The sequence below is a fragment of the Chryseobacterium sp. MA9 genome, from assembly GCF_024399315.1.
Classification (GTDB): domain Bacteria; phylum Bacteroidota; class Bacteroidia; order Flavobacteriales; family Weeksellaceae; genus Chryseobacterium.
Genome location: NZ_CP075170.1, coordinates 1,192,477 through 1,215,836, shown reverse-complemented (window position 1 = coordinate 1,215,836; position 23,360 = coordinate 1,192,477). Strand labels below are relative to the sequence as shown.

General features: G+C 36.3%; 21 protein-coding genes. 8 read left to right on the top strand and 13 right to left on the bottom strand.

Going from position 1 to position 23,360, the window contains the following annotated elements; genetic code table 11:
* Nucleotides 1–30 precede the first annotated feature (30 nt).
* The 6 genes from KIK00_RS05520 to apaG all read left to right on the top strand — a co-directional run bounded on the left by KIK00_RS05520 (nt 31) and on the right by apaG (nt 7,801).
* A complete protein-coding gene (locus KIK00_RS05520) occupies nt 31–534 on the top strand; it encodes a hypothetical protein (RefSeq protein ID WP_255815560.1) in 504 nt (167 codons plus the stop codon).
* A gap of 15 nt (nt 535–549) precedes the next feature.
* The gene (locus KIK00_RS05515) at nt 550–1,818 is read left to right on the top strand and encodes a glucose-1-phosphate adenylyltransferase (protein ID WP_255815559.1); all 1,269 of its coding nucleotides are present in this window, start codon (nt 550–552) and stop codon (nt 1,816–1,818) included.
* A 237-nt stretch (nt 1,819–2,055) separates the two neighbouring features.
* Nucleotides 2,056–3,096, top strand: coding sequence for an SRPBCC domain-containing protein (locus tag KIK00_RS05510; protein ID WP_255815558.1), 1,041 nt, complete (start codon nt 2,056–2,058; stop codon nt 3,094–3,096).
* A gap of 125 nt (nt 3,097–3,221) precedes the next feature.
* Entirely contained in the window at nt 3,222–6,038 is a 2,817-nt protein-coding gene (locus KIK00_RS05505) for a 2-oxoglutarate dehydrogenase E1 component (protein WP_255815557.1), read from the top strand.
* 40 nt (nt 6,039–6,078) lie between these two features.
* The gene (gene odhB, locus KIK00_RS05500) at nt 6,079–7,332 is read left to right on the top strand and encodes a 2-oxoglutarate dehydrogenase complex dihydrolipoyllysine-residue succinyltransferase (protein WP_255815556.1); all 1,254 of its coding nucleotides are present in this window, start codon (nt 6,079–6,081) and stop codon (nt 7,330–7,332) included.
* Nucleotides 7,333–7,411: 79 nt separating this feature from the next.
* Nucleotides 7,412–7,801 carry a Co2+/Mg2+ efflux protein ApaG gene (apaG, locus tag KIK00_RS05495; RefSeq protein ID WP_047374364.1) on the top strand — a complete coding sequence of 130 codons (390 nt, stop codon included), beginning with the start codon at nt 7,412–7,414 and terminating at the stop codon, nt 7,799–7,801.
* Between the two features lie 37 nt (nt 7,802–7,838).
* Here the strand turns inward: apaG and KIK00_RS05490 are convergent, their stop codons facing one another.
* From KIK00_RS05490 to KIK00_RS05480, 3 genes are all read right to left on the bottom strand, one after another.
* Nucleotides 7,839–8,393, bottom strand: coding sequence for a 3'-5' exonuclease (locus KIK00_RS05490; protein WP_255815555.1), 555 nt, complete (start codon nt 8,391–8,393; stop codon nt 7,839–7,841).
* Between the two features lie 130 nt (nt 8,394–8,523).
* Complete coding sequence (locus KIK00_RS05485) at nt 8,524–9,501, bottom strand: glycosyltransferase family 2 protein (RefSeq protein WP_255815554.1); 978 nt, start codon at nt 9,499–9,501, stop codon at nt 8,524–8,526.
* Between the two features lie 6 nt (nt 9,502–9,507).
* On the bottom strand, nt 9,508–10,392 hold the full coding sequence (locus KIK00_RS05480) for a lysophospholipid acyltransferase family protein (protein ID WP_255815553.1): 885 nt from the start codon (nt 10,390–10,392) through the stop codon (nt 9,508–9,510).
* Between the two features lie 80 nt (nt 10,393–10,472).
* Here KIK00_RS05480 and KIK00_RS05475 point away from each other — a divergent pair, with 80 nt between their 5' ends.
* A complete protein-coding gene (locus KIK00_RS05475) occupies nt 10,473–11,045 on the top strand; it encodes a thioredoxin family protein (RefSeq protein ID WP_255815552.1) in 573 nt (190 codons plus the stop codon).
* 101 nt (nt 11,046–11,146) lie between these two features.
* On the opposite strand, the gene KIK00_RS05470 is transcribed toward KIK00_RS05475, so the two are convergent.
* The 4 genes from KIK00_RS05470 to KIK00_RS05455 all read right to left on the bottom strand — a co-directional run bounded on the left by KIK00_RS05470 (nt 11,147) and on the right by KIK00_RS05455 (nt 16,957).
* Nucleotides 11,147–12,508 carry an aldehyde dehydrogenase gene (locus KIK00_RS05470; protein WP_255815551.1) on the bottom strand — a complete coding sequence of 454 codons (1,362 nt, stop codon included), beginning with the start codon at nt 12,506–12,508 and terminating at the stop codon, nt 11,147–11,149.
* A gap of 225 nt (nt 12,509–12,733) precedes the next feature.
* The gene (locus KIK00_RS05465) at nt 12,734–14,296 is read right to left on the bottom strand and encodes an MFS transporter (protein ID WP_255815550.1); all 1,563 of its coding nucleotides are present in this window, start codon (nt 14,294–14,296) and stop codon (nt 12,734–12,736) included.
* A gap of 274 nt (nt 14,297–14,570) precedes the next feature.
* Nucleotides 14,571–15,617, bottom strand: coding sequence for an HlyD family secretion protein (locus KIK00_RS05460; protein WP_255815549.1), 1,047 nt, complete (start codon nt 15,615–15,617; stop codon nt 14,571–14,573).
* A 5-nt stretch (nt 15,618–15,622) separates the two neighbouring features.
* On the bottom strand, nt 15,623–16,957 hold the full coding sequence (locus KIK00_RS05455) for a TolC family protein (protein WP_255815548.1): 1,335 nt from the start codon (nt 16,955–16,957) through the stop codon (nt 15,623–15,625).
* Nucleotides 16,958–17,024: 67 nt separating this feature from the next.
* On the opposite strand from KIK00_RS05455, the gene KIK00_RS05450 reads away from it, so the two are divergent.
* The gene (locus KIK00_RS05450) at nt 17,025–17,897 is read left to right on the top strand and encodes an AraC family transcriptional regulator (protein WP_255815547.1); all 873 of its coding nucleotides are present in this window, start codon (nt 17,025–17,027) and stop codon (nt 17,895–17,897) included.
* 269 nt (nt 17,898–18,166) lie between these two features.
* Here the strand turns inward: KIK00_RS05450 and rplI are convergent, their stop codons facing one another.
* From rplI to KIK00_RS05420, 6 genes are all read right to left on the bottom strand, one after another.
* The gene (gene rplI, locus KIK00_RS05445; RefSeq protein WP_255815546.1) at nt 18,167–18,670 is read right to left on the bottom strand and encodes a 50S ribosomal protein L9; all 504 of its coding nucleotides are present in this window, start codon (nt 18,668–18,670) and stop codon (nt 18,167–18,169) included.
* 173 nt (nt 18,671–18,843) lie between these two features.
* On the bottom strand, nt 18,844–19,146 hold the full coding sequence (rpsR, locus tag KIK00_RS05440) for a 30S ribosomal protein S18 (RefSeq protein ID WP_002979091.1): 303 nt from the start codon (nt 19,144–19,146) through the stop codon (nt 18,844–18,846).
* A gap of 31 nt (nt 19,147–19,177) precedes the next feature.
* Nucleotides 19,178–19,519 carry a 30S ribosomal protein S6 gene (gene rpsF / locus KIK00_RS05435; RefSeq protein WP_077416927.1) on the bottom strand — a complete coding sequence of 114 codons (342 nt, stop codon included), beginning with the start codon at nt 19,517–19,519 and terminating at the stop codon, nt 19,178–19,180.
* 205 nt (nt 19,520–19,724) lie between these two features.
* Nucleotides 19,725–21,077, bottom strand: a complete 1,353-nt coding sequence (locus KIK00_RS05430) for a chloride channel protein (RefSeq protein ID WP_255815545.1) — start codon at nt 21,075–21,077, stop codon at nt 19,725–19,727.
* Between the two features lie 42 nt (nt 21,078–21,119).
* The gene (locus tag KIK00_RS05425) at nt 21,120–21,743 is read right to left on the bottom strand and encodes a hypothetical protein (protein ID WP_255815544.1); all 624 of its coding nucleotides are present in this window, start codon (nt 21,741–21,743) and stop codon (nt 21,120–21,122) included.
* A 250-nt stretch (nt 21,744–21,993) separates the two neighbouring features.
* A complete protein-coding gene (locus KIK00_RS05420; RefSeq protein ID WP_255815543.1) occupies nt 21,994–23,298 on the bottom strand; it encodes a dihydrolipoamide acetyltransferase family protein in 1,305 nt (434 codons plus the stop codon).
* Nucleotides 23,299–23,360 lie beyond the last annotated feature (62 nt).

The window sequence follows — 23,360 nt, the reverse complement described above, 5'->3', positions numbered from 1 at the left end:
ATGAAGATTTTCGGATTTCTTCCTTTAATAATGATACTGTTTTCTTGTAAAGAAGATAGGGGAAGTTATCATGGAGGCTATTATTGGATCTATGGGTATGGTCTTCCCGCAATGGAACGATATGAAGCTATGGATGGTATTTCTGAAAAATGGAAAATCAAACATTATTCTGTTGGTGGCTGTCTGGTAGAACCTGATGAGATGAAGAAAATAGACGCTATTAATAAAAGAACATATGCCGCAATAGAAAGAAAATATGGAAAAAGATGGAGAGAAGCATATCGTAAGGATGTTGATGATTTTGTAGTGAAGAGAACTGATGTTATGGATGTTCTTATTACCAATCAGTTCTTCAGAAATGAGCTTAAAAAATATAATATTGAAATCTATAATCTGGATAAAGAGGTTTTAGAATTAAATGATAAAGAAGATTTTCAGGTGGTAGTTTATAATAACGAACTCCAATATGAAAATAAAGAATGCTTTAAAGTAGCAGTAAACACTAAGAACAGAACAGTAAACTTAATAAAATAAAAACGCAAGATATTTATGAATCGAAATGTAATCTCCATAGTTTTAGGAGGAGGCAGGGGAACAAGATTATTCCCGTTAACGTATTCCAGATCGAAACCGGCTGTACCTATCGCGGGAAAATACAGATTGGTAGATATTCCTATTTCAAACTGCCTGAATTCAGGATTAAATAAGATTCTGGTCTTAACGCAGTTTAATTCTGCTTCCCTCAATTCACACATTAAGAATTCTTATCACTTTGATATCTTCAGTAAAGGCTTCGTCGATATTCTGGCAGCTGAGCAGAATGTGGAAAACGAAAGCTGGTATCAGGGAACTGCAGATGCCGTAAGACAATCGATGAAACATCTTGAAAAATATGATTATGACTATATCCTGATTCTTTCAGGAGATCAGCTGTATCAGATGGATTTCAGAGAAATGCTAGATTTTCACATCGAAAATGGAGGTGATCTTACTATTGCTACCATTCCGGTGAATGCAAAAGATGCCACAGGTTTTGGGATCTTAAAATCGGATGATGAAGGAAATATCACATCTTTCTATGAAAAGCCGGATTATGAGATGCTGGATGGCCTGAAATCTGAGGTTTCAGCAGAAAATAAGCATACAGGAAAAGAATTCCTGGCTTCCATGGGGATCTACATCTTCACCAAGACCATCCTTAAAAAGATGTTTGACGAAGGTGCTGGTGATGATTTCGGAAAAGATATTATTCCAAGTTCTATTGGAAAATACAAGACATTAAGCTATCAGTATGAAGGTTACTGGACAGATATCGGAACTATAGAATCTTTCTACGAAGCCAATCTGGATCTTTGTCTGGATCTTCCTCAGTTTAATCTTTTCTCTTCTTCGCCCATTTATACCAGAGCAAGGATGCTTCCACCGTCAAAAATCAATGGTTCTTATGTAAGTAAGGCAGTGTTTGGCGACGGATGTATCATTATGGCTGATAAAATTGAAAACTCCGTGATCGGAAACAGAACAAGAATAGACAAAGGGAGTACCATTGTAAATTCATATGTAATGGGAGCCGATTTTTATCAGAATACCACAGAAATTGTACTGAATGACAGAGCTGGCCGTCCTAATATGGGCATCGGGAAATACTGTTATATAGAAAAAGCAATCCTTGATAAAAACTGTTACATTGGTGACAATGTGAAAATCATCGGAGGAAAACATATTCCGGATGGCGATTATGGAACCTATTCCGTACAGGATGGAATTGTTGTAGTGAAGAAAGGTGCTGTAATTGCCCCGGGAACACACGTCGGATAGCAGAAGGGAAGATGGAAGTTATTAAAGCCGGAAAATAACCAGATTTTATCATATAGAATTTAGGCTTATTTGGCAAGGTTGAGTATTTTCAATCAGAAGTCTATTAGCAATTTCTGTCAAATAGTAACCTCCAGCTTCCCTCATCCATCTTCCAGCCACTAGGTTAATTATTGTTAAACACACAATCAGGGTGATCAGTATATTGTTCACTCTTTTTATTTGTATTATTTTTGTGCAATGCGTATTTTTAAAATATTAACATTTATTATTGTTTTGTTGGGAGGAGCTTATGCTGCTTCCATGTACTATTTTGTAGACGAAAGCAAAAATTTCACTATTGAAAAAGAGATTGATTATCCGGTAGATAAAGTTTTTACCCAGTTTAATAATCTGCAGAATTTTACGAGATGGAATAACTTCTTTACCAGTTCACAATCTATTGATATTGATTATTATACGCCTTACGAAGGACAGGGAAGTGCTATCAGCTATGTAGATCCTAAAAATAATACAGATGGAGAAATGTTCATTAGGTATGAGAATCTTAATAAAACTCTGAAATATCAGCTTTTTGAGGACGAAAATGAAAATCCAACGCTGGTTGACGTCAAATTTAAGCCTGTTTCTGCAGAAAAAACAAAAATCATTTGGTACGTACATACACCGAAACTGCCTGTCTGGAAAAGAGTAGAGAACTTCTGGACTGAAGATCGTTTTGCTGAAAATATAAATAAAAGCATGACCAATCTTAAAAATTCTTTAGGAAATAAAGTAGAAAAAGATAACCAAATGGCAGCCATCAAATATGACAGTCTGATGGTGGAAAATGAAGAAGATAAGCTGTTGCTTGGGATCAATGTAAGCACTTCGAATAAGAAAGATGCCCTTTACAGAAATATCGTGATGAATTATAACAAAGCTTATAACTTCGTAACGATGGATATGGGGAAAAGAGATGATGAATTTGGATATCCCATCCTGATCACTGATGCAGACAATTACAAAGACAAAGAGGTTTCTTATTTCCTGGGAATACCGCTTTCTAAGAAAATTGGAGTATCTGACAATAACTTCAATTTTAGATCCGTAAACCCGTCTCAAAATTATGTAATCTACTACAAAGGGAACTATGAAGGGCGAATTCGGGCAATTCAGCAGCTGATTCAGAAAGCCAAAAAAGACGAGATGCGCTTCGGAGATATCCGTCAGACCTTTATTGAACGTCCCATGGAAGGACAGGAGGTGAACATGAAGCTCTCATTATCAGTGTATAAGTGATTTTTTTTTATTTATTTTTTTCTTAAGTTTTTTTAACGGTTTGAGACTGTTCTAACTCGGTTTTTTTTATTAAATTTGAAGATTAATTCTACAAATAAATTTTAATAAATAGATAAACTGTAATAATGGACAGATTTTCATTCCTAAACGCAGCTCATTCTCAGTTAATTGAGGATTTATACCAACAGTACTTAAAATTCCCGGACTCCCTAGAACCATCATGGAAAGCCTTCTTTCAAGGCTTCGATTTTGCTTTGGAGAACTACGGAGATGACGATAACACCCAATTTATTCAGGCTTCAGCCAACGCTGCTCCGGCAGTTCAACAACAGATTTCTCAGGCAGTATCAAACGGAGAAGTTCCTGAGCACATCAAAAAAGAATTTAAAGTAGTAAACCTTATTGAGGCTTACAGAACAAGAGGGCACCTTTTTACAAAAACTAACCCGGTTAGAGAAAGAAGACACTATACACCTACTTTAGACATCGAGAACTTCGGTCTTTCTAAAGAAGATTTAAATACAAAATTCAACTGCGCTGTTGAAACAGGAATGAAAGAACCTGCTACTTTGGCAGATTTGATCAAGCACCTTGAAAGCATCTACTGTGATTCTATCGGAGTAGAATACATGCACATCAACAACGTTGAAGAAAAAGATTTTATCAAGAGATGGCTTCAGGTAAACGAAAACCATCCAAGTCTTTCTGCAAACGAAAAAACAGAAATCTTATTAAAATTAAACCAGGCAGTTGCTTTTGAAAACTACCTGCACACAAAATTTGTAGGACAAAAAAGATTCTCATTAGAAGGAGGTGAAACATTAATCCCTGCTTTAGATCAGCTGATCTCAAGATCTTCTCAGTTAGGAGTAGATGAAGTAGTATTAGGGATGGCCCACAGAGGTAGACTGAATGTTCTTACAAACATCTTTGGAAAATCTTACAAGCAGATCTTCTCAGAATTTGAAGGAAAAGAATTCGAAGAGGATGTATTCTCAGGTGACGTTAAATATCACTTAGGATCATCTAAAAAAATCAAAACAGCTTCCGGAGAAGAAGTTTGTATTAACCTTACTCCGAACCCGTCTCACCTTGAAACAGTTGCTGCCCTTGTAGAAGGTATCTGCCGTGCAAAAGTAGACGACAAATACAAAGATTACTCTAAAGTATTGCCAATCATCATCCACGGTGACGGAGCTATTGCCGGACAAGGTATTGCTTACGAAGTGGCTCAGATGATGACTTTGGAAGGATACAGAACAGGTGGTACAGTTCATATTGTTGTAAATAACCAGGTTTCATTTACAACCAACTATATGGATGCAAGATCTTCAACATACTGTACAGACATTGCAAAAGTTACAGAATCTCCTGTAATGCACGTAAATGCTGACGATGCTGAAGCTGTTGTTCATGCTATCCATTTTGCTGCTGACTTCAGAGCAAAATTCGGAAAAGACGTTTATATCGACCTTTTAGGATATAGAAAATATGGTCACAACGAAGGTGATGAGCCAAGATTCACTCAGCCTAACCTATATAAAACCATTTCAAAACACCCGAATCCAAGAGAAATTTATAAAGATAAATTGCTTAAAGACAGCGTTACTTCAAATGATGTAATTGCTAAAATGGAAACGGAATTCAAAGCTCTTCTAGACAAAGATTTTGATGCTTCTAAAGAGATTGAGAAGAACGTAATGGATCTGTTTATGGCTGAAGACTGGACAAACTATCCAATTGGAAAGAGAGGAGCGGTTCAGTTGCCGGTTGATACCCAATATGATGCAGCGAAACTGAAAGAATTGGCGCTTAAGATGTCAACACTTCCTGTTGATAAAAAGTTCATCAATAAAATTACAAGGCTTTTCGAAAACCGTATCAAAGCTATTGAAGGAAACTCGCTAGACTGGGCGTTAGGAGAGTGGTTAGCATATGCTACACTTCTTGTAGAAGGTCACAACGTAAGAATCTCCGGAGAAGATGTGGAAAGAGGTACTTTCTCTCACAGACATGCGGTAGTAAAAACAGAAGACACAGAAGAAGAATATATCCCGTTAAGACACGTATCAGAAAGCAGATTTGATGTATTCAACTCTCACCTTTCTGAATATGGAGTTTTAGGTTTCGATTACGGATATGCAATGGCTTCTCCAAATACATTAACAATCTGGGAAGCTCAGTTCGGAGATTTCGTGAACGGTGCCCAGATCATCGTTGACCAATATCTTGCTGCAGCAGAAGAAAAATGGAAAATCCAAAATGGATTGGTAATGTTACTGCCTCACGGTTCAGAAGGACAGGGTGCTGAGCACTCTTCAGCAAGACTGGAGAGATTCCTTACCCTTTGTGCTAATGAAAATATGGTAGTAGCTAATATTACTTCACCTGCCAACTACTTCCACTTATTGAGAAGACAGTTGAAATGGGGCTTCAGAAAACCATTGATCGTAATGAGCCCTAAATCTTTGTTGAGACATCCTAAAGTGGTTTCTCCAATTGAAGATTTTGCAAACGGTACCTTCCAGCCAATCTTGGACGATCCTACTGCAGATCCTAAAAAAGTAGAAAAAGTAGTTCTTTGTTCAGGTAAACTGTACTTCGAATTATTAGCGAAGAAAGAAGAACTGAACTGTGAAAATATTGCACTAGTAAGATTCGAGCAGTTATATCCGCTTCAGACAGATGCTATTGAAGCGATCTTTAACAAATACGAAAACAAAAAACAATTGGTTTGGGCTCAGGAAGAACCTGAAAACATGGGTGCTTGGTCTTATATTCTGAGAAACTTCAGAGATACAGGAATTCAGGTAGTTGCTCCGGTACCAAGCGGTGCACCAGCTCCAGGTAGCCACAAAATGTTTGAGAAAAACCAAAATGCAGTGATCAACAGAGTTTTCGACAGAGATGATGCTCCTGCAAAAAGACCAGTTACAGCTTAATTTAAATAATATCCAATTAAAAAAATAAAAAATACTCGATATGTCAGTTTTAGAAATGAAAGTTCCTTCACCAGGCGAATCAATTACAGAAGTTGAAATTGCAACTTGGCTTGTAAAAGATGGTGATTATGTAGAAAAAGATCAACCTATCGCCGAAGTGGATTCAGATAAAGCAACTCTTGAATTGCCGGCAGAACAAAGTGGTATTATCACTTTAAAGGCAGAAGAAGGTGATGTAGTACAGGTAGGTCAGGTAGTTTGTTTAATTGATATGGATGCTAAAAAACCAGAAGGTGCTGCACCTGCTGCTGAAGCTCCAAAACAGGAAGAAGCTCCGAAAGCTGCTGAACCTGCTAAGCAAGAAGCTCCAAAACCAGCTGCTCCGGTAGCTGCTCCACAAACTTATGCAACAGGAGCTCCATCTCCGGCTGCTAAGAAAATCCTTGACGAAAAAGGAATGGATGCTGCTCAGGTTTCAGGAACAGGAAGAGACGGAAGAATCACTAAAACTGATGCTGAATTAGCGGCAGTTCCTGCATTAGGAGGAAGCCCTATGACTGCTACAGGTGCTAGAACTACCACTACAACTAAACTTTCAGTTTTAAGAAGAAAAATCGCTCAAAGATTGGTTTCTGTGAAGAATGAAACAGCTATGTTGACGACTTTCAACGAAGTGGATATGTCTGAAATCTTCAGATTAAGAAAGCAATATAAAGAAGAATTTGCTCAAAAACACGGAGTTGGACTTGGTTTCATGTCTTTCTTTACTAAAGCTGTGACAAGAGCATTACAAATGTATCCGGATGTAAATGCATCTATCGACGGAGACTTCAAAGTAAATTATGATTTCTGCGATATTTCAATTGCCGTTTCTGGTCCTAAAGGATTAATGGTTCCGGTATTGAGAAATGCAGAAAATATGTCTTTCGCAAGCGTGGAAGCTAATATCAAAGATCTTGCTATCAAAGTAAGAGACGGTAAAATTACTGTTGATGAAATGACTGGTGGTACTTTCACTATTACAAACGGTGGTACTTTCGGATCTATGATGTCTACACCAATTATCAACCCTCCACAATCTGCAATCTTAGGAATGCACAACATCATCCAGAGACCAGTTGCTGTTGACGGGCAGGTAGTAATCAGACCAATGATGTATGTAGCAATGTCTTATGACCACAGAATTATCGACGGAAAAGAGTCTGTAGGATTCCTTGTAGCGGTAAAAGAAGGTATTGACAATCCAGTTGAAATATTATTGGGAGGTGACGAAAGAAAAGGCCTTGGATTATAGTTTTAATGAAATTATAATATAAATATACAATCTCGCCTTAAAAAGGCGAGATTTTTGTATTTATTAAGAAAATGCTACAATGATGTTTTCAAAAATGACTTCCAATATCAAAGTTTCAGTTATACCTGAATATGATAGTAAAAACAGTTATCCATCCGAAAACCGTTACGTTTTTAAATACAATATCACGATAGAAAATGACGGAAGCTTTCCTATCAAAGTATTGAAAAGAAAATGGTTAATTTTTGATGTAGGGTTTGGATACACAGAGATTATAGGTGATGGCGTAATCGGCCTGACTCCTGAAATAGGAACAAGTGAAAATTTCGCTTACTTTTCCAATGTAATGCTTCGTTCCGGAGTAGGCAATATGAGTGGAAAATACCTCGTTAAAAACCTGGAAACACAGGAGACATTTGAGATTGATATTCCAAAATTCAATCTATTGTCCGAAGTGTTGAGTAATTAATGATTAATAGATGGCAGACTAAGAACCCGGGTTCTTATTAAAGCTTTTTGATTTTCGCTTTCAAATATTCATTTACTTCATCATTACTGGTGAGAAACAGTTTCTCAAAAGCCAGCAGAGAGATTTTTGCACACACTTCAGCATCTGCTCCCGCTCTGTGGTGGGTAAAATCAATTTTATGATATTCTGCCAAAGGTTTCAAACCGTATTTTGGAAGATAGTTCCATGACTTCTTGGCAAGTTGTATGCTGCACAAATAATTGAGCTGGGGAGTAAACATTCCATAATGTTCCAAACATCCTCTTAAAACAGAAGCATCAAATCCCGCATTATGAGCAATCATAAGGCTTCCATACATCATATCCTGAGCTTCATACCATATCTCATCAAAAGTAGGTGCATCTTTTACATCTTCCGGTTGAATCCCATGCACTGCAATATTGAATTTATTAAAATAAGGAAAACTCGGAGGTTTAATCAGCCAGGTTTTAGTTTCTACAATCTTAGAATCCTGTACCAAACAAATTCCCATCTCACAAGCTGAACTTTTCTCGTGAGTGGCCGTTTCAAAATCTATTGCACAGAAATCCATTGTTTTAAATTATAAGTTGTTGCTAGCTCTATAGTTGCTTGTGCTTGGTTTAATGTTTCAGGTTTAAAGTTTATGGTTTACTTTATTATTGAAGAAAGCTGTAATTTTTCCTAATATCATCCGCCACCTGCTACCTTCCTCCCAGAAAATGTTTAAAAATAAGCCATTTCGATTGATAGAACTCACTCTTTTGGTTTTTCTGACGAAGTTTCCATGTTCCCGGAAGCTGTCCATAAAACCCAAAATGAGCTCTTACAACAGCCCATAGATGCGGAAAACCATGTTTTAATCCAAAATAAATTCCGGCAACACCATCCAGACATAATCTGAAAAAAATAAGCCAGATCAATTGAGGAAAAGGAAGATTCTTAAGCATCATAGAAAGGTTATTTCTGATGTTTAAAAAAGTCTTTTGCGCACTCTGCTTGTTGAGTGTTCCACCACCTACATGGTACACGTTGGATTTTCCGGTATAATAAATCTTTTTTCCTGAATTGATGAGTCTCCAGCAAAGGTCAATTTCTTCCTGATGGGCGAAAAATCTGGCGTCAAAACCATTCTGCTCCCAGAAATCTTTTGAACGGATGAAAAAGCAGCATCCTGATGCCCAGAAGATCTCTTTTTCGTCATTATACTGTCCTTTATCCTCTTCCAGATCATCAAAAACCCTGCCTCTGCAATAAGGATATCCAAGGTTGTCTATCAATCCGCCGGCAGCTCCTGCAAATTCAAAATAGCTTCTATTGTGATAAGATAAGATTTTAGGCTGTACTGCTGAAATGGAAGGATTTTTTTCCAATAATTCCAAAGCAGGTTCTGTCCAGTTCTCCGTAACTTCCACATCAGAATTGAGAAGGCAGTAATATTCATTCGGGATGGCTTTCAATCCTTCATTATAGCCTCCTGCAAATCCATAGTTTTTATCATTTTTAATAACGTTGACTGTGGGGAAATTCTTTTGTAGAAATTCAATGGAGTCATCCGTAGAAAGATTGTCAATAACAAAAATATCTGCATTCTGAGAAAATTGAACCACATCCGGAAGAAACTTCTCAAGCCAATTTCTGCCGTTCCAGTTTAAGATGGCAACTGCCAGTTTTTTCTGCATGTCAATCTATTTTTTTTCGGAATCAAAATTTTTGATAGAGTCCTGATATTTCCATTTTCTGTGTGACCAAAGATAGTTGTCCGGATTCTTGTGTAATGTGTTTTCCAGTAATTTGTGGAATTTCCTTACTACTTCATTTTCAGTAAACTTTTCGCCATCAGGATATATCCTATGATAATTTACCTGATAATAACCGCGTTTTACCTTCTTCATCTCACAGTAAATGAAAACAAGATCCATTCTTGTGGCAAGTCTGTCATAGCCTACGAAAGCGGGAGTACGCTGATTCAAAAATTCTAACCCGTAAGTGACATGTGCATGGTGAGGTGTTTGGTCAGCTACAAACATATAAGCAGAATCTCCGTTATTTTTAGATCTGAAGATATTCAGAATTACTTCATTCGCTTCCAATGCTTCATTTCCGAATTTGTTTCGGACCTTTTTCATTTGATTTTCCCAAAAATCATTGTTTACTTTTCTGTATACAGGATGGCAGTGAGCTTGGGGAACAATCTTTGCCAATGCATTGATCCATTCCCAATTGAAAACATGTCCTGCCAGCAGGATAATGTTTTTACCTTCCTTTTTAGCATCATGAAACAATTCCTGATTGATATGCTGCATTCTCACTCTGGCTTCTGTCTCAGAAATGCTGAAAGATTTTATAGTTTCTACCAGATAATCTGAGAAATTAAGATAGAATTTTTTCCGGATCTCTTTAATTTCTTCTTCCGATTTATCAGGGAAAGATTTTTTCAGATTTTGGGTAATGACCTCTTTTCTGTATCCTACCAGATAATAATTCAGGAAAAAGATGACGTCCGAAAAAATATATAATATTTTAAGCGGAAGCTTAGAGACGAAGTATAATATTTTGATTAAGAAATTCATAAAACACGCAAATTTAGTGATAATAAAATTATGGTTCTATTTTTGCAGGGGGATATATATTATTTTTTTATTTTTATGTTATGAAAAAATTGACAATGTTAGCTTTCCTGGGATTAAGTGCAATTGCTTTTTCACAGGATATAAAAAATACTCCGGATAAAGGAAAGCAGAAAACGGCTCTTATAGTTCCGACTGAGCAGAAAGAGTTGGAAGCAAAGAAAAAAGCTGCTGAAGAAAAAGCTAAGCTGCCAAAGCCTTATGATCCAAAAGCGGATGCTCAGGCTGATATTAATAAATTGGTAGCTCAGGCTAAGAAAGAAGGTAAAAATATTATAGTCCAGGCTGGTGGAAACTGGTGTATCTGGTGTCTTCGTTTTAACAATTTTGTACAGACTACCCCTGAATTGAAGGAAATTGTAGACAAGAATTACCTGTATTATCACCTGAATTATTCTCCCGATAATAAGAATGAGAAAATTTTTGCTCAATATGGTAATCCAGGTGAAAAATTTGGATATCCAGTGTTTATTATTTTGGATAAAGACGGGAAAATGATCAAAGTTCAGCAGAGTGATGTTTTAGAAGAAGGGAAAGGTTACAGTAAAGATAAAGTAAAAGAATTCTTTAATACCTGGGCTCCTACAAAAGGATAAAATACAAAAAACTGCTTCAGAAATGAGGCAGTTTTTTATTTCTATAAATCTGTTTACCAGAATCTGTAATACTTTCTATGTAAAATAAAGTTTCTCGCTGATCACAGTAACTTTTTAATCCAGCTTAATTTTTTATCAGAATAAGGAGGGTATTTAATATCAGGTTCACCCCATGTGGCTTTTTCAAGAACAGCTTTTTGATGTGAAAAGGCTTCAAAACCATATTTTCCATGATAATTTCCTATACCTGAACTTCCCACGCCCCCAAAAGGCAGGTTATCATTACTTAAATGCATTACGGTATCATTGATGCAGCCTCCCCCAAAAGAAAGTTTCCGTGTAAAGATTTCTTTTTCTTCAGAATTATTGGTAAAAAGATAAGCCGCCAATGGCTTTTCATGTTCTAAAACAGAGTTGAGAACTGCATTGTAGCTTTGAAAACTGATAACCGGTAGGAGAGGTCCGAAAATTTCTTCCTGCATGATTTTGTCATTCCAGTCTATATGATTCAGTATAGTAGGCTCTATGTGTAGCTTTTCTTCATCAAAATATCCTCCGGAATAGATTTTTTCTTTATCAATAAGGGATATAAGACGCTGAAAGTTTCTTTGATTAATAATTCTTGTGTATTGCTCGGAGCCCTGTTCATATTTAAATTCTCTGATATATTTTCTGAGCATTTCAAGAAACTGTTCCTGAATGGTTTCTTCTACCAACAGATAATCAGGAGCTACACAGGTTTGTCCGGCATTAAGAAACTTTCCCCAGACAATTCTTTTAGCTGCTATTTCGAGATTGGCATTTCTGGTGACAATAGCCGGGGATTTTCCTCCCAACTCAAGAGTTACAGGAGTAAGATGTTCTGCTGCTGCTTTGTAAACAATCTTTCCGACTTTTGTACTTCCTGTAAAAAATATTTTGTCAAATTTTAATGTTAAAAGAGCTGTAGTTTCTTCAATACCACCTTCGTAAACGTACAGATAGTCTGATGGAAAGTTTTCATTGATCATAGAAGCCATTGCTTTCATGGTATTTACAGCAATTTCGCTGGGCTTAAGAATACAACAGTTTCCGGCAGCTATTGCAGCAATAATGGGAGAAAGGGATAACTGATAAGGATAATTCCAGGCTCCAATCACAAGAATACAACCCAATGGATCAGCGTAAACTTTGCTGCTTCCCAATTGGTTGACAAGATTGGTGCTTACTTTTTTAGGCTTTGAAAGAGACTTTAAATTCTTGATATAATAGTCAATATCATTCAGAATGAAAGATAGTTCTGTCGTGAATGTATCAAATTTTGATTTCCCGAAATCCTTGTTAATAGCTTCATACAGCATATTTTCATTTGAAATAATAAGACTTTTAAGCTTTTCGAGATACATTTTCCGAAAGGCAAGACTTTTGGTTTGCTGTGTCTTAAAAAAATCCCTTTGGCTCAGTAAAATTCTTTTAATTTCCATTCGTAAATTTTTGTATTAAACGTAGTGATCTGCGCAATATTGCGATCAGAAAACACGAACAATAAACCGGCCAAAGTGGATGGAGGTGGAAGATGGGAGCGAGGAGATGGAAGTGCTTCTGGTCAATAAAAAATTATTAAACGTTTTACATACTAATATAAGCGACTTTAATTTTTATATACGTCTTCCAGAACTTCGTTCTTCCAACCTCTAGCTTCCTTCCTTTTACATAATATTTCTCACAGCTATTTTTACCGGATGATAAAGTAATAAACAGATGGCAGTAATTAATGCCAGCCAGAATAATCCCGTGAAAATTTCCATATTGGAAAGGAGAATAGACTGAGCCGTTATTTTAGCTTTAAAAGCTCCCGCTGTCATAGATAAAGAATCATTCACAGATAATTTGGAAATATTAGCTCCGAAAATTTGGGTCCACTGGCTATAAAAAACAGGATTGGTCTCTGTAAGATTAGCACTGAGTGTATCAGAATGTTTTAATGTTAAAAATAGCATCAGATTCTGCATCAAAGCATATCCGATAGCGGTTGTCCAGAAACGGGTTGTTGTTCCCAACGCTGTAGCATTGGATACATATTCTTCCGGAGTTCCTGAAATTAAAAAGAAAACAAGCGGCGTAAATAATAATCCCTGAGCGACTCCCTGCAGAAATAAAGGTGGACAGATTGTAGAAAGGGTAGTGTCAGGATAAAAAGTATAGGTAAACCATGCACAATCTATGGCCAGTAACAGAAATCCCGTAAAGAAAACAATTCTTGAGGATACTCCCCGAACCAGACAGATTCCCGATAATAATATACCCAAAAGAGTTCCTGCCACATTCCAGTACTGAATGTTCACAATATAATCCCAGGGCCATTTCCATACTGTAGCCATGATGCTGTATACATTATTCAGTCCAGAGCGGATCAGATAAAAAATAAAAAACAGAATCATTCCCGCGATCACATTTTGTGAACTGAAAACTTCAAAATGAAATAGCGGTCTTTTGGAATTTCTTTGTTTAAGCATAAATAACCCTCCTGAAAGCAGGAATATAAATAAACACATGATAACGGTGTCAGATTCGAGCCACATCAGTCTTTTACCATAAATAATGGCATAGCCGCCAGCCTGCAGACATACCCAAAGCAAAAACCAGCTGGTAATATCCAATTGGTACAAAGGTTTTTTGGGAAAGAATCTGTTTCTGTTGAATAATGCAATACCAATGATGAGTACAAACACATGAAAGTAGACCATCATCAGGATCATATGCTGAAAATCGTAATCTTCAATACTGGATTTTAAAAGGGAAGTGGTAATGGTTCCTCCGGTCAGCATAATCGTATACATAAAAAGATATGCTAAAACTTTGGCGTGTTTTGTTTTTAATTCGGCAATAATTAAAGGCAGAAAAATAGCTCCTTCCAGTAATCCGAAAATCCCCTCTAAAAACCGTATCACCAAGATAACATGATAATCATGGGTGACAGATAAAACGTAAAGAATAATTACGGAAATGGAAGCCATCAGCAGTACATAATATTTGACGCTGAAATACGCCATAAACCGCTGTAAAACTAAAAGGGTAACCACAAATGTCCCGTACATCAAAATCATTAAATACTGGATGTCATCTGAATCTACATCCATAAAAGAAGATGTGAAGGCGCTGTTCGAATGTAAAAGCGACAACAACATCAGGTGGGGAAACAATGCCAATATAAGAAGAGGCAGTTTCAGCCATTGTGGTACCCATTTATGATAAACTGTATTGTGTTGCATAATTTGTAAGCATTAAGCTTAAAAAAAGGAAATGGAAATGAACAAATTTGTCATTAAGCCGGATTTAAAAAATGCGAAAAGACAAAGAGCAAAGGTGTAAACAAGTAAAAGGTAAAATGGCAAATATGCTTAAGAAAAAATTTGCAGATCTGCTATTTTGCGGTTTGTCTTTTCGCTAAAAAAATAATTTAATCGTGAAGTCTGAAATGTGTTGATTTGAAGATGATTTTGAACTTTAAAACTCTAAAACCCATAAACCTTCCCACACTCAAACTCATATCTTCTTCGCACTCACCAGAACATTCATTCCGGAAAGTAGTTTTTCGTTGTCTTTATTATTATCAAGAATAATTTTCACAGGAAATCTCTGTTCAATTTTCACAAAGTTTCCGGTTGCATTATCCGGTTTTACCAGTGAAAACTGAGATCCTGAAGCAGGAGAAACAGAAAGTATTTTTCCTTTAAATTCTACATCGGGATAAGCATCTGCGGTAATGATTACTTCCTGGCTCTGATCAATCTGTCCAAGCTGTGTTTCCTTATAATTGGCAATGATCCATTTTTCTTTGCTGACCATCTGAACCAGGGCCTGACCTTCTTTAATCAGTTGTCCTTCCTGAATAGTTTTTTTTCCGACCCATCCGTCATAAGGAGCTGTAATCACTGTATAAGAAAGATATAGTTTCGCATTATTAAGACTTGCAGAACTCTGCTGGATCTGACTTTTAACGGGAGCTACTTTAGTCTGTTGCTCATTCGCTCCGGCTCTTACTGCATTTTTTTGTTGTTCCAATGCTAAAAGATTGGCTTTTGACTGTTCATAAGAAGCCTTTATATTTTCAAACTCCTGTTCTGTAGCAGCATCTTCTGTCAAAAGGTTTTTGTATCTTTTATAGTCCTGTTCAGTTCTCCAGATATCAATTCTTGCGGAAGCAATTTTAGCATCAATGATCTTTGTGTCACTTTCTTTGGTGCTGACACCACTTTCAATAGTGCTGATGGTTGCTGTATTGGCGTGAAGATTAGCCTCTGCCATGTGTACCTGATTCACAAACTCTCTGTTGTCGATGACGATTAAAGTATCCCCTTTATGCACAAACTGATTTTCGTTAAACTTTATAGTTTTAATGAACCCTGATACCTTACTGGATACAGGCGTGATATATTGTTCAATCTGTGCATCATTCGTTGTCACATTTTTTCTCGAAAAAAGATAAAAACTTACCATTCCTGTGATTCCGCTTATAATCAGGATCCAGGCCAGCAAAGTAATGGACTTGTTGATTCTTTTTTCCTTTTGTGTCAGTTGTTTCTGTGCCATAGTTTTTATAAGTTTCCAATCGTATATTGGAGTTGATAATATTTAAGTTGTCTGTTGATTTTTACGGAAATAAGATTAGATTCAGCTTCCAGATAAGTATTGTCGGCGTCGATCAGTTCAGTGATAAGGCTAAGCTTGTTTGCGTATTTTGTTCTTACAATACGATAATTTTCTTTAGCCTGATTAATCGCTTCTTCAGCTATTTTTACCTTCTGGTCTGTCTCTTCAAACTTTTTATAAGCTTCATATACATTATGTCTTACATTTTCCTCGTTTTCTTCTATTTGAAGTTTAGCAAGGTCTATATTTTCCCGTGCTTCCTGCATTCTGTATTTATTTTTGTACAGATTTTCGATAGGATAGGTAAGGTTTACACCTACCATTCCCAGACGGTATGCATACGGTTCGGGAGGAAAGAACATCATGTTCGGATACTTTAAAAAATATTCTCCGTCTGCTGTAATTTTAGGTAAATAATTCGCTTTGGTGATTTTTTGATCCAGTTCTTTCAGTGAAAGATTTTTATGGGTGATTTCAACAGACTCATTTTTGTTTAAAGCTGTTTCTGTCAGTTCATCAACATAAGGGATCACAGCATTGTCTGAGATAAGATCCTCTGTATTCACATGCATTTCCTGACTTTCCGGAAGCGAAAGAATCGTTTTCAGTTTGTGCTCTGCTATCTGAATATCGTTATCCAGTTCTGTCCAGCTCATTTTATGATTGGAAAGCTGCAGCGAAGTTCTTAAGACTTCGTTTACTGTTACAACACCATTAGCTTTCAAAGATTTTACCTGCTTGATGTTGACAGAATCCTCCTTCATTTTATCATTGATAAGACTCTGCTGCTCTTTTAAATGATGAATCTGCAGAAAAGCTGTAATGATTGCCATTTTAAGCTGTCTCTCGTCCAGATGGGTTTTTAAAGCTGAAATCTCGGTATCAATAGCCGCTTTCCTTTCCGTGTTTTTTATTTTACCCCCCATGTATACCGGAATAGAAGCAGATAATGTAAAATCATACATCCCATTGATCACGTCATACTTAGTTGCTTGGTTAAATACACCATTCTGATGTTGAAACAGATTGGTTACCTGAGTGTAGCTGGTATGAAATTCAATGTCCGGAAGCTTTTCCATTTTAAGATCTTTCTCTTTGGTAACGGACATTTCCTGTTTTAGCTGACTTATCTGTATGTTTTTGTTGTTTTTCAGACCAATCTCTACAGCTTGCTGTAAGCCGAGATGCTGATAATCTATCATCTGTGAATGTAAAAAGTTGCTCAATAATAAGCACAACGCAATGCACAGATATTGGCATGCGTTAAATGTGATATTCATAAATTAATTAAAGGATTTTTGCTAAAATGATTTTGATGCAGCAAAGTTACGACGACAAGTATCGGACATGATTTGTGAAAACAGAAAAAGATTTGCTCATTTACGCCAATTTGAAAATTCTTCTTATCTTTATTTCATGAATGACAGTCATTTTAAAGCAGTAGAAGAGGAGGATGCTGAATTTTACATCTATCATGTCCTCACAGGCAATGTGACAACAGAGATCCATTACCACAGTTCTGCACAATTAGTATATGCAGAAGGAGGTATTGTACATGTTTTTACAGATCAGAAGCATTGGTATCTTCCTGCAAGATGCTTTATGTGGATTCCCGCCGGGACGCCTCACTACATTTTTTCTACCAGTCCGAAAGTTGATTTATATAATTTTTATTTTAAAAAAGAAGAAAATGAAAATGGCTTTTTTGATGAAATTAATATTTATTCCGTCAATAATTTGCTTCGGGAGATGATTTTTTATACCAAAGATTGGGATGGAAAAATCACAAAAAATGACGGATCAAAATATTATTTCCTCAAAGCTCTTAAAGGTGTTTTACAGGAAAAAAAGAATAAGCATCTGGCTTTCCCGATACAGCATCCTTTTCCAAAAGATGAAACATTACTGAAGATTGCAAGATATATTCATGCTAACCTTGAAAAGCCTCTTACCATCGAATCTACGGCAAAAGAATTCGGGATGAGTACAAGAACCCTTTCGAGGAAATTTAAAGAGATTCTGGGCATGAATTACGTCCGCTTTCTACGGGCATTACGAATTACCCGTTCTCTTGAACTGATGCTGGAAGGAAAATATAATATGTACGAAATAGCAATGATGGTGGGGTACAATAGCCTGTCATCTTTCAGCAATATTTTCAAAAAAGTGATCGGTATTGCTCCTACGGAATATCAGCAGAAACTGAGAGGGAATAAATGATGATAGTTTGGTTTCGGGTGTGTTGCGGGATAAAATTTTCCAAGCCTTTTATTCTGTATTTGAACTATGCGTGAGGTTGTAAAGCAGCTTGTCTAATGAATAATAGCAGTTAAGATTTCCTATATTCCCCGCGTGGACTTTTGCAAAGAAACAAAACGGAGTAGTTAAGAACCAATCCGATCAATAATCAACGCATCTACATCATACAAACAAAAAACCACCTCAAGTTAATGAGATGGTTTTATATTGTGAGAAATTCTCGTTGCTTATTAAGCCTCTTCAGATTTAGCTTCTTCCTTCTTAGCAGCAGGAGCAGCTACAACTGGAGCGTCAGAAACGATATCGAACTCATAGTTGTACTCAACATTTCTGTGAAGTCTAATAAGAGCTGAGAATTTACCAGTTCTTTTGATTGTGTTACCAGGAATCTTGATGTATTTTTTCTCTACAGAAACACCAGCTTTTTCTAAAGCAGTAGATAGGTCAGCATTGTTGATAGATCCGAATAATTTATCACCAGTACCTACTTTTGCAGGAATAGTGATAGAAGTTTTCTTCAATTGATCAACCACAGCGTTAGCAGCAGCGATTAATTTAGCTTCTTCTTCTTTTCTAGCTTCTAATGTAGCTTCTAAAGCAGCTTTGTTTTTAGGTGTAGCTAAAAGAGCAATTCCTTGAGGAATTAAGAAGTTTCTAGCATAACCTGGCTTTACGTTTACTGTATCAAACTCAAGTCCTAAGTTTTCTACGTCTTTTTTAAGGATAATTTCCATTGTTGTTGTCCGTTTTAAGATTGAAAAATTAAAAGATTGAAAAATTCAAAGATGTAGAAATATAAAAAATCTAAATCCAGAATCTAAAATTTAAAATCTCAATTTCGTTAGAATTAATTATTTATTCAGCAACAAAAGAAGAGGTTGCCCTCTTCTTTTATTTATTTTTTGTCTTATTTCAATAAGTCAGCTACGTATGGTAGTAACGCAAGGTGTCTTGCTCTTTTGATAGCAGCAGAAACTTTTCTTTGGTATTTTAAAGAAGTTCCAGTGTATCTTCTTGGTAAAATTTTACCTTGCTCGTTTACAAATTGTAATAAGAAATCAGCATCTTTGTAATCAACGTGCTTAATTCCGTATTTTTTGAATCTACAATATTTCTTTTCAGATTTTGTATTGATATCAAGCGGAGTAAGGAATTTTACTTCTGATTCTCCTCCAGCTGAGGCTTGTTTAGCCATTTCATCTATTGCCATGTCTTGTCTTTTTAAAAAATAGGGTTAATAATTAAGCTTTAGCTGCTTTTACTTTAGTTCTTCTAGTTACAGCGTACTCAACAGCATGCTTGTCAAGTTTTGTAGTAAGGTAACGGATTACTCTCTCGTCACGCTTAAATGCTAATTCTAAATCAGCTACTACACTACCTTCTCCTTTGAATTCGATTAAAGTATAGAACCCATTCTTTTTCAATTGGATAGGATAAGCTAATTTTTTTAATCCCCAGTTTTCTCTAGCAACGATTTCGCAGTTCTTTTCTTTGATAAGATCTACATACTTGTTCACTGCTTCCTCTACCTGTGACTCAGATAGAACGGGAGTTAAAATGAAAACAGTTTCGTAATTGTTCATAATGTTAAATGAATTTGTTAATTATTTCGAGGTGCAAAATTAGAGAATATATTTTGTATATGCAAGAGGATTCGTGAAATAGTTGAGTGTTGTTGGCGGAGAATTTAAAGTTTAATGTTTTTTGAGGATTACTGAAGGTTACATTAAAAGTTATTTTCAATAATATACTTTTAATAAGCATCTACTTTTAACTGACAACGTTTGACTAATCTTTTTGCCTTAACTCCGCCAGAAAATTCACCTTTAACACATCATACAAGGAATGTCTGCTTACGAGAATAGAGGCAATAGAAGAAACCATTCCTGCCAGCATCAGGTGAAATATCAATGAATGTCTGTCGGTCATCTCCAGAACAATAATGGCTGAAGTAAAAGGAGCTCTCGTAATTCCAGTAAGAAAAGCAACCATTCCGGCCAGAACAACAACATTGGTTTCGTTGGGTGTTAAATGAATGGCGCCTGAAATAACAGAGCCTATACTTGCTCCCGCTGTAAGGGCAGGTGCAAAAATTCCTCCTGCACCTCCTGAAGTAAAAGAAAGGGCAGGGCCAAGCATTCTTAGAATTGGAACATACCAGTCTTCGTGTTTATCTTTCGTAAAAAGAACCCGCTCCATAATTTCTTTTCCGGAGCCCAAAATTTCTCTGTTGATGAAATAAGCGATTGAAGCAATAATTAAAGCACAAATGATCAGGAATATCACATTAGCTTTATTGGTTTTCAGTGTATTCTTTTTCCAACTGTTGATTTTAAGCATAGCAACCGAAAGCTGACTGGCGAGAATGCCTGCAACTGCAGCAACAAGTACAATAGGAAGCATCACCATTAAAGAAACATCATTGGTTTTCGGATATCCCAGATATAAATAAGAGCCTGCCAGTGTCTGTGCTGTGAGGCCGGCAATAATTACCGCGGTAAACAATGCTGTTTTAAAATAATTAATATGGGTTTTTGACAGTTCTTCCACAGCGAAAACAATACCTCCCAGCGGAGTGTTAAAGGCAGCAGCAAGTCCGGCGGCGGCTCCTGTCATAATCATATTTTTCTTTGAAATCTTCGGCCACCATTCGGGAAGATACTCGTTCACTTTTCTGAAAACGGAGCCTGCAATCTGAATGGTAGGTCCTTCACGTCCTACTGCTCCTCCTCCGATTACCAGAATGACTGAGGACAGGATTTTGAAAAAGATAATCTTAATACTCAGAAGACTTCTGATCTTGCGGTGTTCTTTCGGGTTGGCCAGTTCTACAGCAGCCATCACCTGTGGAATACCACTTCCTTTGGCATTAGGCGCAAATTCTTTCACCAGCCACCAGGAAAGTACAAATCCTATAGGAGCAATGATGAAAATCATCCATGCATGCCAGTCAAAAATAAAATTCATGAGATGTTCACCCCAGGCAAATACCTGTGCATACATGACGGCAAAAAAACCTGTAATAACAGATCCTATCCAGAAAGGAATGGCCTGAAGCAGGTTGTACTTCAGCTGTTCGTTCCGGATATTGTCAAAGGAATTTTTGATGGATTTTTTTATAAGAGCGAAAATTTTCAGCATTTGTTAATTTAGATATGTAAAAGTACGTGGTTTTTGCAGATTTTATATTTCTTCTAAAAACTTTGAGATTATTTCAGCGTTTTCAATCGTAAGGATGTCAGGTATACCGAAACTCAAAATAGTATTTCTGACTTCAAGTTTAAAATCTTCATTCGGAAAGTTCTTTATCGTTTCTTTTCTCTTTGGATTTAAAAAATTCATGATTTTAAATTGATCATTTCCCACTACATAAAAATCTTTAAACTCACGATCTGTAAAATTAACATTAAAACTGCTGAAAATTCCCGCCACTTTATCCATTAATTTCTTCTTGTTGAGGGATATATATCCAAAATTTTCATCCAGATTTTTTAGTCCCCAAAGTTGTAGAGTGTCATATTTACGTCCTAAAAGTCCACCTCTGGAAGTCATTCCAACCTTACTGACGATAAAAAGATAGAAAGAGTTATCCTTGTTCCTGTCTTTTACCAAATAACAGATTTGTGGAATAAATAATGGGTACATATCATGAGAACTAAATTGTTCGTAAGGAGATTCTTTAATATCAACCACTGAAACATGATATGATTCAGAAAGCTGATCATATACCTCAGTAATTAATTTTTCATCTTCTTCGGTGAAATCAAAAAATCTTGTAACATCATATTTTCTGTAATCCGGATCCATTTTTCCAAATAATATTTGCTTAAAAATAATGTTAATAAACCTAATTTCCAAAAAAGTTATTATAGTATAGAATTATTTTTATTTTATTAATAAATCGTTAAGTGAATTATGTTTTTATTAAATATTTTATATTTATTTAATGAAATGTTTGGTCTTTTTAAATTTTAGTTACTAAAACAAAAAAACCTCCGAAAATCGGAGGTTTAGTATTTCAAATTTGCAAAAATTACTTATTGCGATGATGTATTACTTATATTTCTGTGTTCAGATCCCAGTTTTCAAGGTAGTCGTGAACGTGCTTCAGCATCATTCCTCCTAAAGAACCGTCTACCACTCTGTGGTCATAAGAGTGAGACATGAACATTAAGTTTCTGATTGCGATTACGTCACCGTCAGCTGTTTCAAGAACTGCGGGCTTCTTAACGATAGCTCCGATGGCTAAAATAGCTACCTGAGGCTGGGGAATGATTGGTGTTCCCATAAGGTTTCCGAAGCTTCCTACGTTAGAAATAGTGTATGTTGCTCCTTGAGTATCTTCTGGTCTTAATTTCTTATTTCTTGCTCTGTAAGCCAGGTCGTTGATCGCTTTTGCAAGACCTGAAAGTGATAATTGATCAGCATTTTTAATTACAGGAACAATAAGGTTTCCGTCCGGAAGGGCAGTAGCCATACCGATGTTGATGTTTTTCTTTTTGATGATGTTTTCACCATTTACAGAAACATTGATCATTGGGAAATCCTGAATTGCTTTTACTACCGCTTTTACGAAAATCGGCATGAAAGTCAATTTTTCACCTTCACGTTTTTCAAATACAGCTTTGTTTTTATTTCTCCATTTTACAACGTTGGTAACGTCTGTTTCAATAAAAGAAGTAACGTGCGGAGCAATTTGTTTTGCTTTTACCATGTTTTCAGCAATGATCTTTCTCATTCTGTCCATAGGAATGATTTCATCACCTGCACTTACCGGAATAGTTGCTGCAGGAGCAGATACTGCTGGCTTCGGAGTAGAAGCTACCTGTACCGGAGCTGCCTGAACTGGCTGGTTTCCTCTGTTAGCAACATATGCCAATATATCTTCTTTTGTAATTCTTCCTTCTAAACCGCTTCCTTTGATGGATTTCAGTTCAGTTTCAGAAATTTTTTCCTGTTGTGCAATAGATTTTACTAGTGGAGATAGGTAAAGATCTCCTGAGAATTCTACGTTTGAAGCAGCTGTGGCTTGTAAAGGCTCTTCAATCGCTTTTAAAGTGTCAGCGTCCGGAGTAGCCGCCGGAGTTTCGGTTTTTACTTCCTCTGAAGCTGCGCCTTCTCCTTCAATTTCTAAAATAGCAATGGCTTCACCTACTTTTGCAACTTCATCTTTTTGCTTTAAAATTTTTACGATTTTCCCCGAAACTGGTGTCGGAACGTCTGAATCTACTTTATCTGTTGCAATTTCTACTACGGAGTCATCCTCCTTTACGTTATCACCTTCATTGAATAACCAAGTGATAATTGTCGCTTCCATAACACCTTCTCCCATGGAAGGAAGCAATAATTTGTATTCTGCCATTTTTGATTTTTAGATTTTGACAAATATATAAAAAAAATCGGTTTTTTTATGAAATATATAAT